The sequence below is a fragment of the Paenibacillus sp. Soil766 genome, assembly GCF_001428105.1.
Classification (GTDB): Bacteria; Bacillota; Bacilli; order Paenibacillales; family NBRC-103111; genus Paenibacillus_E.
The window spans coordinates 89,765-105,402 of the sequence record NZ_LMSJ01000058.1; the positions used below are offsets into that span (position 1 = coordinate 89,765).

Below are 15,638 nucleotides of genomic sequence, written 5' to 3' on the forward strand. Positions count from 1 at the left end.
TCTTGAGCACTGATATTGTGCTCAAGCGCGGTGTCCCCGGCGGCGGCTGGACTCTTGAGCACTGATATTGTGCTCAAGCGCGGTGTCCCCGGCGGTGGCTGGACTCTTGAGCACTGATATTGTGCTCAAGCGCGGTGTCCCCGGCGGCGGCTGGACTCTTGAGCACTAATATTGTGCTGAAGTGCGATGTCCCCGGCGGCGGCTGGGCCCTTGAGCACTAATATTGTGCTCAAGCGCGGTATCCCCGGCGGCGGCGCCCTCACGCAAGTGCCAAATCGACGAAAACCCGCAAGACCTACGCTAAAACACAGCGTATATCTTGCGGGTTTTCGTCTAGCACTACTTACTTTTGCGTTTGCTTCTGCAGCAATCGGTTAATCACCGTGATCGCTTCTGCACGAGTAACCGTGCCCAGCGGAGCAAACTGGTTCGCGTCGTAGCCTTGCATCAGCCCTGCTTTGGTCACGATGCCTACGGCATCTAGGGCCCATGCAGGGATGTCTGCAGCATCCGCGTAGGATACGGCACCGATTGACGCTGCGCCAAGCACGTTCGCCAGCACAACGGCAAGTTGTGCTCGGGTCAACTGATCAGCCGGACGGAAGCTGCCGTCCTCGTGGCCTTGCACTAGCTTCGATTTAGCGGCTAGCGCAATCGCGTGTTTGGCCCAATCGCCGATCGATCCATCATCCGTGTACGTCGGTAGTTGCTCTGGCTTCGCGTTCGGATACAGCCCGTTCGTCAGCATGACGACGAATTCTGCCCTAGTAACGAACTGATTCGGCCTAAATGTGCCATCTTCATAGCCATGGACAATGCCCGCTTTTAGCGTAGCTCGGATATCTCCTTCTGCCCAATGACCCGCAATATCAGTAAGCTTCGAACCTGTATCGACAGGTACAACTGGCGCTTGATTTACAGCGAAAACCGCATACTTCGTAAAGTGATCCACATCAACGGTGATCTGATCCCCATTCACTTTACCCCCAGGGACTTCCACCCAGATCTTCTTCACTTCATCAAAATAGAAAACCACTGCTTTCTGATCCGCTTTCAAGCTCTTTTTGTCAAAAGCAAACGTAAGTGAAATTGGCTTACTGAAGTTCTCTGAGAAATTTTTCAGAATTTCAAAAATCGGACTCGCTAAAACTTCACTCTGTGTAATCAGCTTTTGTGTATCCAATATTTTGTCTATGGTGATCTTCAACTCTTTGCCCGAAGCATCAGCCGGAATTGTAATCTTTACCTCATTGTTGTTCAAACTAACCTCACCTGTTTTACCTACCGGCAATGTCAGCGTACCATCTTTCGAAATAACAGGTTGGTTATTCGTAACTGGAGGAGGTGTTGAACTACTCGTATCCGCCTCTCTTGATACGGTTACCGTATAAGTCTTACTAGTGCCATTCTGCGCAGTCACCACAATCGGTATCACATTAGCTCCTACTTGCAGGGAAACGAACCCGCTTGCCTGACCGCTTATCGTTGCATTGCCATTCACAGTCATTGTCGCATGACTCTCATACACACTCGCCGTTACGGATAGACGCGACACCTGGTTAGATACTCGTAAGCTATAAGTTGTCGTGCCCGTTGCAAAATTAGGCTGAATGGAGCCAACAGACAACGTTAACGCGCTCAAATCGGCATTGTCGCTTAGAGCTGGCGCTCGATTCACAGTAAGTTGATATGGATTTGTAGCTATTCCATCTTCAGCTGTCACGTTAATCTCCACTGTATTTGCTCCCACTTGCAAATCGTTCACGCTATACGTATAAACATTGCCCGTAACTGAGCTATAAGTCGCTCCTGTCACGGTCAGGGTTTGATTCGGATGTCCTTTGCTCACCGTCAAATTCAGACTGCTAACGCTATTCGGGACATCCACACTGTAATCCAGCTGTGCAAGATCAAATGTTATCGAACCTTGATCAACCGCCAATACTGCTAGCAAGGCATCGGTACTGATCACAACTGGAACACCTAACGTGACTTCTTGTGTCACAACAGCATCGGTATAATTCAACGCTTTAACCGTAATCGTATGGCTGCCTTCATCTAACACGCCAGCATGTATTGTGATCTTCCCAGATCCAATCGTGTAATCCGATGATGAAAGGGTCGCTCCCCCATCCTTCACTGCCGTAATGGCCCCGCTCCATGCTGCGTTTACCGGGAACGTGATGTCGATTACACTCAGTGTATCATTCGAGGTCACATCGGCTGTTAACACAGGTGCAGAGGCTACCTCCACACTTACCATTACAAAACCATTATCTTTGGTGAAAGGAACTTCACTGCCGTTCCATAGCACTTTTGTTGCTGCTGGTGCGTAAGTAACAGTAGTCACACTACTAACACCTGACAGTTCATCTACAGAAAGACTCAACTCATTTCCATTCATACCAGTTGTGATGTTTACATTTTCTGCTGTTTGTTGATGGCCATCAATGAAATAATATTGCAACTGCCCAGCTACTTCTTTTTCACTATTTGCATAAAACAATTGCTTACGTCCATCTTTCAGCTCCACCACGATATGGGTGGCATCTGTTCTACGCACGTTCCCAATTTTACTTGTGCCTTTAAATGGTTCAAGCACACTAACGAACTGCGCATTATTGCCATACACCCGATTAACCACCGTAGGTGTATAGGCAGCTGTATCATTGCCTGGTCCTGGTGCTTCACCGACGATCATCGTAGAAGCCACACTTGGGGAGCTCGTTAAGCTAAATAGCTTCAGACCATTTCCATTAACCGTATTCCAAGCACCTTCCCAATTACCGGTTAATTCCTTCGATGTGCCATTACGGAAGAAAGAAGTTGAATCCTTCGTGCCAAGTGGACCCGCAAAAGCACCCATTGTCGTTCCAGGCGTGAATGAACCTATGCCATGCATAATCCAATCGTACTTATGACTGGTAGCCGACTCGACAGAGAACAAATCAATGAGGTAATCCTTCGTCACTGCCACGGTGCGCTCATAGCGTCCCATACCCGCGTACGCTTTACTAGAAGTGTTCGTCATAATATTAAATGGTTCCGATTGCATGAATAACTTCGTAGGTTCATACACTTCCACATTGTTTACAGTCGGAATTGCCTGCGTATCGCCGTCAACCATGACGGTGTTATGTGAAAATGTCGTTTTGTAATAAGACGTGTACATAGAGTTACTATAAGGAGGGATACCAAGATCGGGCGCTAAACGCTCGCCTTTCCCGAATACTTCCAGATGGAGCTTATCCGGATGGCCGTGATAGCCGCCATGTACCCCGTAATCAACGAGCGCGAAATTCTGCTCCTCGCCACTACCCGCACGCAAAACTGAATGTCCAAGTCCAGTAAAATTAATACTTTCAGAAGGCAATGTTCCTCCACTTGGAATCACAGTCTTTCCGTAAAATACCGCTTGTTCACCAACAATACCTGAACTCGTATTACCTGGCACAATAAATCCGCCTCTAGCCCGCGCTCTATCATTATAAAGAATGCTTAGCAGCGTTCCGTAATCAGCGTCATTGTACTGCGCATACACGCCTTCGTAATCCATCGGTACTACTCTGCCGGGCGCCCCTAAATTCGTTGGATATTTACCAGAATCGTTACTGTTAATGATGCCGAGATCTGGAAATGCGTACTGCAGCGTTACATCGAATGTTTTCTTGAAGTTCGGACTAGCAAACAGATCATATCCCATATTCTTCAAGGCTTGCGCATGGAAAAATAATGCGGACTGTGCGTAGAAATGATACCCAATCGCACCTTCATACCAGAAGCCATCAGACAATACGCTATTCGCCATTTGGAAATTGAATCCACTACGTCCTAGGACAGAGAAATCCATCAGTGTTTTATCTTCCAACGCAGCCCCGACAGCTCCAATTGCAGCGTTGTGCCACGTTTGCCAGTTGGACTTTCCTACATCGTAGCCTTGCAACGTTTTCGCCGATGGAGCAAACAAATTTTGTTCCACATTGTACTTCTCAGCAGCATTAAACAATCCGCTAGGTTCAATCAAATCGAAGGCTTGAACCAGCATAATCATTTGAACTGCTTCATCTAGTGATTGGTAATATAGTCTTCCGTTCTGCGCCTGCAAAGCGTAGCTTGGATATAGTTCGGCATAATGGAGCAGCATATCTTTGGCTTTCTGCGCGTACTTCGTTTCTCCACTTAACGCATACGTGAGTGCAAGATTGCGTACGGCTTCAATATTCACTGTATGCGCCGTAAACCGCCAGCCACCATCGATATCCGCGCCCGTGTACACTTGGTTGTTCGTCGGACATAAATGAGCATTAGGACTATCATAATTAAATACGAGTGGCGTATCCCCGCAGACGAATTTCCCACTCTCTCCGGCTGGCTTGGAAGGATAGTAGACCGTTTTATTCAACCAGCTATCAGCCTTCACCTTAATCGCATCTAGGTAATCCTCAGCCCAACCATAGGTTTGAATTTTAGCTTTTGACTCGTCTAGTTGTGTTTGAGATGTCATGATGTAAGGATGCTGCTTCGTAGGTACACGAGATGCTCCTACTTTGATGTTCAACTCAATGTTGATTTCCTTACCGCCGGCCAAAGGCTTGACGGTGTATATCGCTTTCTTTGTCTCGCCAGCTTGTGCAGAGGCAGGTACTTTTACTTCGATATCTACATCAGTTTCAGCGCCTTGCGCTACAACAGGCGTAGTTCCTGTTAGCGTTACGTTATAGCCAACACCAAACGCCGTTTTCGGTGTAATTTGATAAGTTGTATCTACGTTAGAGATATTCTTGAGTGAGAATGTATAGTGCAACGTGCTGTCTGGCAACGCAGCTTTATCAATTTGCTTAATAGAAGGTTCTACCGCGTTCTTAGCCAAGGCGAAGCCATCCCAATACAACTTATCTGTCGGATCTGGTGCTGGATCTGAATCATACCATTTAGGGTGAATAATAATTTGGTTAAAATTAGCCAAGTTAGCTGATCCCGTAGAGTTCAGCATTTTGTTAAATGGAATTTCAACCTTCTTCCATCCTGCCCAATCCACATAGAACGTGGACATGAAATAATCGAAGCTAGGCGTCGATGCAATGTTAGCGTCTAAGATGAAATACACCTTTTTATTCGATGCCTTCTCTGAATACAACCAAAATTCGATCTGGTCATTTTGGCTCCATGGTGCCGTAAGACCTGTGATGTTAATGGCTGTTGCTGGGTTCATCCATAGACCAGACTTCAGTCCTTGCACAGCAATGGTCGAACTTGCTGTCGTATTCGTCCACCCTGTAAACGTCTCCATGTTTCCGATTGGCGTACTCGAGCTGCCAGATAGATCAATATTGTACGCGTGACTCGTCACTTCACTCACTTTGCCATCAAATTCCGCTTTGGTCGTGATCGTCTGTGATTGATCAACCAAGATCGGTGCCGTGTACAGCTTGAAAGATGCATCTACGCCTTCCACTTTATAATAGATCGCTGCACCTGTGGTTTCAGAGGTCAATGTGACGTTCTTCACTTCTGCATACGTTCCTGCAGGTGGATTTGCAACTACATTTTCAACAAAATCGCGATAGACGAATGTGTAATTATACGTTGTTTCTTCGCTATCTACATTCGAAATGGATGATTTGGTAATAAGTGTCACATCGGATGTAAGCGTGATAGGAGTCGTATAGAGTTGAAAAACGCTATCAATGCCCACTCTTTTGTAATACGTTTTGGCGAGTATGGCTGGTGTAGATTGGCTAGTTAAACTAACCGTTACTTTGTTGACATATTCACCGGACGGTTTGTCAGCTAGGGCTGGCATAACGGTTGCCGTATTCGTTAACCGAAGATCATCTAAGTAGATTTGCAAGCCTAAATCAAGTGTTGTTCCTGAAACAGCAGCTTGATCGAATCGCACATAATCTAAAGGTCCCCAATTATTTAACGAATCGATGCTTTTTTGAGTTTGGACAGTACTTAGCGGAACCTCAATTTCTTTCCATCCCGTCCAATCCAATGGGACTCTGTAGTAATAATAATTACTTGTATCCCCTTTCATGAAAAATCGAATCTGAATCGGCTTATCCGCTTGGTCCCCCGTTCTAGCTTTCACGGAATAGGCCCACACTTTAAGTGTGCTATAGCCCCTCAAATCAACAGTTGGTGCGGCTTTAGGATACATGAGAGCTGAGCCTGCAACATCTATAGCGCCATTGTTAAAAGCTAATAGCCACTTCTTCGAGCCTGTGCCTTCCTTCATATATTGCGAATCCGTATTCGCAATAACGGCCACCCCTGAGGTACCTACCGTATCGCCCGTTGCATTCGTCGCTGAATCCATGTTGTTGAGTTGTTGAGAAATTGGAAAAGGAGCAACCGCAGCATCCGCCACTGGTGGTGCTACGAATAAGGGGAACATGCTTACAAGGAGCAGTACTGTCAGCATCGTTGATATACTTTTCTTGAACGAATGAATAGCCATTTGTATCTTCCTCTCTATCGCGAGATAATACAAAGCCCCGCTATCTCGGGCGGGGCTGATCATGGTAAAGCCATTTCAAACTTATTTCTTTACTGCTGCTTTCGCGCGTTTATCTGCATTTCTGTAGATATTCACGATTTCCTCATAACCAAGCTTCTTCTGCTCTTCAATGAATTTATCCCATTCGCTGAAGTTACGTGTACCCATAATGAATTTGGAGAAATTCTCGTCACGATTAGCATTCAAAGAATCACCCTTCGTATCCAAAATTTGTTGCTCTTCCAATGTGAAAGAAAGCGTACTATTTTTCTCGCCATCATACTTAGGCGCTTCTTTATATGCAGCTTGCAGCTCTGGTGAAGAAACGGAAATATGAGCATTGAAATCAAACCAAGTATAAGCGCCATCTGTGGATAAACCGGTTTTCTTTCTCAAATCTGCGATATCAGCATACTTCGTTGTGAAGGATGTTCCACTCGCTGTCTCTCCTTCTTTACCCCAGCTCACTAGTTTCTTACCTTCCTCTGAGTAGAAGAAATCCAGATACTTCATGACTTCTTTGATTTGTTTCGACTTGGATGAAACCATGAAGCCTTCTTCTGTTACTGCCGTAAAGGCCGTCTTACGTGGTCCGCCTGCCCATCCTGCCGGTGGAGCCATATAGTTCATCGTGAACTGTGGGTTGTCTTTACGTAATGCACTGTTATAGAAGTCAATACGACCCATGTAGTCGAGTGTAACGAATGCACGATTCGTGGAAACGATATCCTGCCACATTTTCGTATCAATCGTTAAGAAATCTTTCGGGATCAGGCTCTCTTTGTAGAACTTGTTCATATACGTCAACAGCGTCTTGTATTCGTTCTGAATCGGCGCATACTTCCAATCCTTGGATGCACTGTCAAAGAACACGGAAGCTTTCCGTTTCTCTACTTCTGCAGGTACGTTGAAGCCCGCTCCGAAATCGTACATATAACGCAGACCATTACGGAACGTCAATGGATAGCTGTCTGGATAAGCTGTTTTCAACTTCTTCAAAGTTTCATAGAGTTCATCCCAGTTCGTTGGCGCTGCTAATCCCAACTTCTTAAACACATCTTCCCGATACATCCATGTGCGACGGTTCGACTCACCCAACCCTTGGTTCGGGAACACATACATTTTGCCATCTGAAGATAGGACGTTCTGTGCTTCTGTTGGGTACTTCTCCATCCAAGCCTTCAGGTTCGGCATGTCTTTCACATAGTCGAGAATATTGACCAAGGCACCTTGCTGCCCGAATTTATCAGCGATCGCTTTCGTCTGTGTCCACATCAAATCCGGCATATCACCAGAAGCAACGGTCATTGCGAGCGCATCCTCCAGCAGATTTCCTGGTGGTAGTTGAATATCAAGCTTTACGCCTGTCTTCTCCGTCAGATATCCCCATACTTTCCAATTCGCATCATAAGGCCAGCTCGGGTTACTGTAGTCTAGAAACTTGAAGGTTTGTGCTTTCGGTACTGATGACGATGAGGTTGCTGCTGCTGTCGATGCTGCGGATGGCGTTGCTACACTGCTCTCTTTCGAACATGCCCCCATGACGAAACTCATGCTCATAATTGTTGCTAACATAACGACCGACTTCTTCTTCATACGTTGCCCCACTCTCCCTAATTTCCTCGAATTTGCTTTCCCCATGTGTGGAATGGCCTCATGCTGCATGACTGATTCGACTTCCCTGTCTCGCTTTGTCTTGTCTTACCTTCCTTACTTCCCATTGTTCTTGTACCTCTATATTAACCTTTGATCGACCCAATTAGTGCTCCTTTTGCAAAATACTTCTGGAGGAACGGGTAGATCATCAGGATGGGAACCGTTGTAATAATGATGGTTGCATATTTAATGGACTCATCTACGATCATGCTGTCGCCGCCGATATTGCCAGCGCCTGTGCCCTGACCTTGCAGCACCATGTTGCGAACAATGATTTGCAAGGGGAACAAGTCCGCATCTCGCAAATATAAGAGAGCCGAGAAGAAGTTGTTCCAGATGGAAACGCCGTAGAATAAACCAATCGTCGCCAGAATCGCTTTAGATAGCGGCAATACAAGTCGGAAGAAGATGCCGATGTCGGTAAGTCCATCCATTTTGCCTGACTCCTCAACTTCTTGCGGCATACCTGCGAAAAACGTACGCATAACGATGAGATTCCAAGAACTAACTAGTGTTGGGATTATCATGGCCCAAATCGTATCAATAAGATGATAGCTTTTGACAACTAGGAACGTCGGAATCAAGCCACCACTGAAAAATAGCGTAATGACGATCATGATCATGAAGCCACGATGAAACAGCATATGTTTCTTGGAAAGGGCATAAGCAGCAGCTGCGCTAACGAGCAAAGAAAGCGTTGTACCAAGTACGGTATACAAGATTGTATTGAGGTAAGCCTTTCCAATTTCTGGTTTTTCAAATACGGAGGCATATGTGTTCAAATTAAACTCTTTTGGCCATAGAAAGACTTGCCCCTTTAAGACCGGCACTACTCCACTGAACGAAACCGCGATCATATATACGAAGGGATACAGCGCCGATACGACTACGCCTAGCAAACTCACAAATAAAACGACATCAAAGAGACCAAATTTTCTTTTCATACACGTGTACTCCCCTCGTTACCATAAGCTTGTCTCGCTCGTTCTGCGGCTAATCCAATTGGCAGTCAGAATGAAGATGAGGTTAATGATAGAGCTGAATAAATCAATAGCTGTCGCATAGCTGTAGTTCAATGACTGAATACCCGTCCGATACACGTAGGTAGATAGCACGTCGGCAGTCGAATAGATGGAAGGATTCAACATCAGGAGCACTTTCTCGAAACCGATATCTAAGACATGTCCGATGTTCAAAATAAATAGAATAATAATCGCCGGCATAATGCCCGGAATCGTAATATGAAGCAATTGGTGTCTACGATTTGCACCATCCACTCTGGCTGCCTCATATAATTGAGGATCAATCGCACTTAGAGCTGCTAGATAAATGATCGTTTCCCAACCGACATGTTGCCAAATCTCCGATAAAATGTAGATCGCTCGGAAATAACTTTCATTTTGCATAAAGTTCATAGCATCATATCCGAACCACTGGATCACTTTATTGACTAACCCACTCGTAGGCGAAAGAAATAAGAACATCATACTTACAACAACAACATTAGAAATAAAGTGAGGTAAATAACTAACCGATTGAACAAACCGTTTTAAAGTCGCCTTGCGCACTTCATTTAATAAGAGAGCGAGAATAACAGGTGCAGGGAATCCGAAAATAATTTTGCATACCCCTAGAAGCACTGTGTTTTTCAGCAACTTCAGAAAATCGGGACTATTGAAGAATAATGAATAGTATTTCAAACCAACCCATTCACTTGCCCACACACCTTTAAAGGTGTTATAGTCCTTAAACGAAATTAAAATCCCGAACATTGGCACATACTTGAACAATATGTAGTAAATTAGCGCCGGCAAAAACAATAGCATTAAATACTTGCTGTTATGCCATCTCTTTAGGATTGGATGCATCCCTTGACCTCCAGTCTGAATATCCTGTCTATGCATCAAACTTTAAAGCAACCGGACTACTCGAGCAATTAGGCATACTTTCGATTCCTCACCAATTTCTATATTCCTGAAATCAATCTAGTATCTTAAGGAAAGTCAATATCCCTCGATTCTGTCGTAATGGAAAATTTCGCATGTGCATCCACCATCTGTCACAATAATGTACCTTTATTACGCGATTTCAGGCATCAATCATGAAAATGGATAACTTTTTAAAGCTCAGAGTATTGAACCTCTCCTAGTCCTCCGTGCTATACTCAATATGGTTAAACCCTATAAATGAAAGGAATGACACGATGAAGTGGATGGCACGATTTTCGACTAGAATCCAAAATCAAGTATCACTGTTCTACACTTTGTTCTTCAGCTTCATCGCGATTATTCTTTTGCTCGTTTCCATTAATACATGGTCCTATTCCTTCTTCCGCGATCGGATCAAGGACGAGATTATCGTGAATAGCGGTCTGAATTTGAATACGACTTTCGCTAATTATGAGAAACATATCAAACTGATTCGCAGCATCATGGTCGGCTATCTGTTCAGTAATGAGACCGAAATTCTTAAGAATGGGAACCCCCTTTCCAACTACGATATTGTCATTAAGACGCAAACGAATTTGCAGTACTCGCTTAACAATTCCTTGCTGTATTTGGATAACATCCTCTATTACTTTAAGGACAGTCAGTTCGTCATTGAGAAAGACGGCACACGAAATGCGAGCACGATGTTCAACAAATTTTATGCCCAATCCGCGTATACGGTTGATTTCTGGAACAAAGAGGTGGCAAGCTCTCAGAGTTTTAAAATCTACCCTTCAGCCGTCTTCAGCTCTGTCACCGCCTTTGAACATAAACCCATTGGAAGCCTCATGCCCATCATGATTAAGAGCGCTTATGATACGAATTTTGCTTTTATCGTGTTTATGAAGAGTGCGAAGGTATTTGAAGCTTTTCATCAGGCACAGCCTGAAAGCAGCCTGTTGATCGTGGATGGCAATCAGAACGTTGTCTTCTCTTCTGTACCCGCTGAGCTGCCCGAAGAAATTAGGGGGATAACGGGCAGTGGTTATAGGCTTGTTAAAAACACCTATTATTTCTACCATACCAGCACAGAAACCGGCTTAACCTACATCGAGATCGTGTCCGACAAAGGACTTACGCAACAAATTCACCGGCTTAACCTGAATATGCTGGCGCTTATTATATTGTCCTTGCTTATTTCACTTGCGGTTTCCTATCTGATCGCCAAGCGTTTCCATAACCCATTAGCGAATATGCTACGTTCAATGGAGTCGTATAATCCAATTAGTATGCAGGGGAATAAAAATAGTCGGATTAAAGAATTTAACATGCTGCACAATACATTAAACGATCTATCCCGTTCTAATCAGGAGTTCCATCAAGACATTCGTTCCAAAAACACCTTGCTGCAGCAATTTGCCTATATGACGCGTCTGAAGAAGTTTGGCGGGAATGTTTCGCAATTGCAAACGTCCATTGATGCGAACAAGCCTTACAAGCTTGTGCTTATCCAAATCGACTTCAATGATCGGTTTCTCGCGGAAATTACGAACGCGCAAATGCGCACATTTAATACGTATAAAGAGCTGATCAATGCCCATTTCGCAAGTCTTTACACAGATTCAGTAACTTTTCAATTAGAAAAAGATCAGATTCTTTCCATTCTTTTTATCGAAAATGAAACCGATGACGAGCATGCTGATGGTGTTGAGACGCTTGTCCGCATGCTGGAAACAGACTCGTTGTACTGCAATTTCACGATTGCACCGAGCCAAGTTCATAAGCATTCTTCCGACTTCGTCGAAACCTATCACAACGCGCTTGATTTGATTAAGCAACGTCGGCTTGGCGAAGGCGTGCAGATCATCACCGAATGGCTGCCACAGCCGTCGCTGATGATTCCGACTCCAGCTGAGGAGAGCGAGCTGAGTGCTAATTTGCATGCAGGATCTGACTCGGTCACGATTCCACTGGCTTTTAAGCTGCTTGATCAGCTGGACAAAGCTGGCGCGTTAGCGTATCAGTTCCAAGATTTCACCAAAGATGTCGTGAACAAAACGTTGAAGAGCATGTATGCGCAAAACATTTCAATCCACGCCTTCGCAGACAAAGGATCGCCTTATGATCACTTGAAGGCATGCCATACCCTAGAACAATATAAGAATTTCATGCATTGGTTCCTCACTCGTTCTGCAGCTGCCATTAAAGAGAAAAAATCCGAAACCGACATCATGACCAAGTTCGTCATGGAGTATGTCGAGTCGAATTTCGGGGCTGACCTATCGCTTGACGCCATCTCAGCTAAACTAGGCATTACGGGGCCGTATTTATCGACCTATTTCAAGGAAAAAACAGGAACGAATTTCAGCGACTACATTTTCACCGTCCGAATGAATAAATCGATCGAAATGCTGCGGGATACCGACATGAAGGTACAGGAAATTGCTTCGCTCGTCGGTTACTTCACAGCCGCTTCTTTTAACCGTGTGTTTAAACGGCATACAGGGGTTACGCCAAGCGAGTTTCGGAGATTGAATAGTAAATGAGAATGAAGAGGGAGCAGATTCGCCTGGATGGCGTCTCTGCTCCCTCTTTATGTTCTGTGGCGGGTATTTATAACTCGATTTTTTCGAGTTACAGGTATACTTTGGCCTTGGGCGGCGCACGTAACTCGATTTTTTCGAGTTACGGGGCTTCAGCGGCACTCGGCGGTGCACGTAACTCGATTTTTTCGAGTTACGGGGCTTCGGTGGCCCTGGGCGGCGCACGTAACTCGATTTTTTCGAGTTACGGGGCTTCGGCGGCACTCGGCGGTGCACGTAACTCGATTTTTTCGAGTTACGGGGCTTCGGTGGCACTCGGCGGTGCACGTAACTCGATTTTTTCGAGTTACGGGGCTTCGGTGGCACTCGGCGGCGCACGTAACTCGATTTTTTCGAGTTRCGGGGCTTCGGTGGCCCTGGGCGGCGCACGTAACTCGATTTTTTCGAGTTACGGGGCTTCGGTGGCCCTGGGCGGCGCACGTAACTCGATTTTTTCGAGTAGCGGGGCTTCGGTGGCCCTGGGCGGCGCACGTAACTCGATTTTTTCGAGTTACGGGGCTTCAGCGGCACTCGGCGGTGCCTGTAACTCGATTTTTTCGAATTGCGGGACTGCTTAGTTCAGTCCTTTGTCGTACCTAGCGTAGCTTTTCCAACTCTTATAACCCAGCTTGCCGTAGAAATCGACGAAAGGCGTCGTGTCGATGACCACGTGCAGAACCCCACGCTGCAACAAGTAGTGTATCGCCGCTTGTACGATAGAAATACCGTACTTATAACCTCGGAAGCTCTCGTCGATTCCTAGAGGACCGATACCTCCCAGTTCTCCCTCAAAGAGTGGTGCCCAGTAGATGTTTTGGGCTAACAACGGGGATTGCGCATCATTCATCCGGCAGAAGCCAATAATCGAGCCCTCTCTCTCCAGCAAGACGAACTCCCGTCCTGTCCCGCCTCGTGTCCAATAGTCACGAGTCTGATAATCCCATGTGCCTGGAAAGCATCTATGCATGAATGCCGTTAAGGCTTCTCTGTCGCTGAGAGTAGCGGTTCGAAAGGTCGCTTCATGGACATCAGGCAAAGAGACAACGGAATCGTCTCCGTAGTTGTTCAGCAGATCATAGGAGATCTCCTTGAACGTGTAGGCCCGCTTCTCGAACCACTGTTTCGTTTCCTCAAGATGGTCAGGAATCCCCGGAAACAGGCGACGGTTTAGATCGTTACCGAGCATGATGCGCTTAGCGCCAGCATTCTGCAGCGCCTCTTCTGCTTTGCGAAGCAGCGCAGTTCCGACTCCACTGTTCCTGTGCTGGCTGTCGACCACGAGCACATGAATCCATCCCAAGTCACGAGGGATTCCAAAATCCTCTGTCGCTTCACTAGCTATTTTCGCTACGACGAACCCGACGACCCGCCTTGATTCTAGCTCTAACGCTACCCATGACCCTTCTTGCAGCCAAATACGATCCTCCACCGTATTCTGTTGCAGCAATCGAAGCCTCATCGGAAACGACTCCGATAATTCCTTATTCCATAGCGCCACAAGTTCATCCAAGTGCGAAGCTTCCAAGTGTTCAAAAATGATGCTCATCATGCTCCTCCTTTACGTTACGAACCTCTATGAAAAATATAGGACATCTTGTTGATTACGCCTATAAGTAAATCTTTCGAATGTTGGTAGATGATAAGAAATCACTCTGGGGATGGAATGGAGATAGTCGGTTTCATCGGTTATCTACAGGCATTAGACCTCGGTTTCGCCGATTATCTCCATCCACTAGCCCCCGATTTCACCCGAGTTAGTCGGTTTCATCGACTATCTCAATGCTTTAGTCCTCGGTTTCACCCAATACAGTTGCCCCCCACAAAACAACAAGCCCCTCCCCCGCCTAATTGCGAGATCGGGGCTTGACTATCATCTACTGTGCGTAGATATGTGGGTTCTGGCGTTGGCACTCCTCGATAACCCACAGTTGTCTGCGCACCTGCTGAGGTGTAATCTCCAGCGGCTTGCCTTCAGTCAACGTATCATACAGCATCAGATACAGCTTCTCCGTCATATGCTCGAAAGTCGTCTTTCCGTCTGGAATCGTAAGCTCCCAGCTTTCCGTTTGCCAAGGCAGCTTCTCACTGCAATAAGCAGGCTTCCCATTCGCCGAAAATAAAGGCTCTCGGATCAGCTTCTGCTCAGGCGCTTCTTCCGATTTAAAATATTTCCACTCCAGCTTATCCCCGGTTCCATGGAGGCCACCATTCGTTCCTTGAATGTTGAACAGTTCATGAGGGAAGGCGGAACTGGATGAAATTTCCATATCAATCGTAGGTCGACCTTTCCCGCGCAAAAGGAGTTTCACATAATCCTCCGCATCACCGAAGGTATTCGTTCTATCCATGATGCACATGACATCCGGCTGTACGTCCGCACCGAACAGTTGCAGTGCCTGATCCAGCGGATGTGGCCCTGTATTCATCAAGCTGCCGCCATTATTGCTTTGCAACGTTTGCCAATCCCAACGGCGGGCAAACCCATTATAGCTGAAGTCGATCTGCACGATGCGTCCCAACACACCAGATTCAATCACTTTACGCAGCTGCACGAAGGCGGGCTGATAGCGTGATTGTTGGAATACAGCCAAGATAGCGCCAGTTCGCTCCGACGCCTCAATTAGCTGATCAACCTCCCCCGTTGACTTCGCCAGCGGCTTCTCGCACAACACATGTAGACCGCGGTTAAGCAGCTCCAGCGTAATCGGAAAATGCTGATGACTCGGAGAAGCATTCACGATCAAATCCAGTTCCTCTTGGGCCACCATCTCCTCCCAAGACGCGTAGGCTTGGCATCCATATTCTTGTTTCGCCAGCTCTTGACGCTCTGGAATGGAGTCTGCTACCGCCGCAATCCGGTAATGCTCAGGCAGCTGAACGAGCAAATTCCCGTGGATATCGCGCCCGCTGCGTCCCTGTCCAATAATTCCAACCTTCACAATTTTCTTGGTCATCACAACTACCTCTTTC

Annotated in this window: 8 protein-coding genes; 2 read left to right on the forward strand and 6 right to left on the reverse strand. The window is 46.2% G+C overall.

Features of this window, described 5'->3' with window-relative positions; genetic code table 11:
* Nucleotides 1-343: 343 nt before the first annotated feature.
* The 4 genes from ASG89_RS31525 to ASG89_RS31540 form a co-directional block, all read right to left on the reverse strand.
* Nucleotides 344-6,463, reverse strand: a complete 6,120-nt coding sequence (locus tag ASG89_RS31525; protein WP_057315302.1) for an S-layer homology domain-containing protein — start codon at nt 6,461-6,463, stop codon at nt 344-346.
* Between the two features lie 81 nt (nt 6,464-6,544).
* The gene (locus ASG89_RS31530; protein ID WP_057315510.1) at nt 6,545-8,098 is read right to left on the reverse strand and encodes an extracellular solute-binding protein; all 1,554 of its coding nucleotides are present in this window, start codon (nt 8,096-8,098) and stop codon (nt 6,545-6,547) included.
* Nucleotides 8,099-8,241: 143 nt separating this feature from the next.
* Nucleotides 8,242-9,102 carry a carbohydrate ABC transporter permease gene (locus tag ASG89_RS31535; RefSeq protein WP_057315303.1) on the reverse strand — a complete coding sequence of 287 codons (861 nt, stop codon included), beginning with the start codon at nt 9,100-9,102 and terminating at the stop codon, nt 8,242-8,244.
* Nucleotides 9,103-9,120: 18 nt separating this feature from the next.
* On the reverse strand, nt 9,121-10,026 hold the full coding sequence (locus tag ASG89_RS31540) for an ABC transporter permease (RefSeq protein ID WP_057315304.1): 906 nt from the start codon (nt 10,024-10,026) through the stop codon (nt 9,121-9,123).
* A 335-nt stretch (nt 10,027-10,361) separates the two neighbouring features.
* On the opposite strand from ASG89_RS31540, the gene ASG89_RS31545 reads away from it, so the two are divergent.
* Nucleotides 10,362-12,632 (forward strand): helix-turn-helix domain-containing protein, encoded by a 2,271-nt coding sequence (locus ASG89_RS31545; RefSeq protein WP_057315305.1) that lies wholly within the window; start codon nt 10,362-10,364, stop codon nt 12,630-12,632.
* Nucleotides 12,629-13,246, forward strand: a complete 618-nt coding sequence (locus ASG89_RS31550) for a hypothetical protein (protein WP_057315306.1) — start codon at nt 12,629-12,631, stop codon at nt 13,244-13,246. Before ASG89_RS31545 ends, ASG89_RS31550 begins: the two co-directional genes overlap by 4 nt.
* Here the strand turns inward: ASG89_RS31550 and ASG89_RS31555 are convergent.
* The gene (locus tag ASG89_RS31555) at nt 13,243-14,217 is read right to left on the reverse strand and encodes a GNAT family N-acetyltransferase (protein ID WP_235549997.1); all 975 of its coding nucleotides are present in this window, start codon (nt 14,215-14,217) and stop codon (nt 13,243-13,245) included. The genes ASG89_RS31550 and ASG89_RS31555 overlap by 4 nt on opposite strands.
* Before the next feature lie 325 nt (nt 14,218-14,542).
* Nucleotides 14,543-15,622 carry a Gfo/Idh/MocA family protein gene (locus tag ASG89_RS31560; protein WP_057315307.1) on the reverse strand — a complete coding sequence of 360 codons (1,080 nt, stop codon included), beginning with the start codon at nt 15,620-15,622 and terminating at the stop codon, nt 14,543-14,545.
* Between the last annotated feature and the right edge of the window lie 16 nt (nt 15,623-15,638).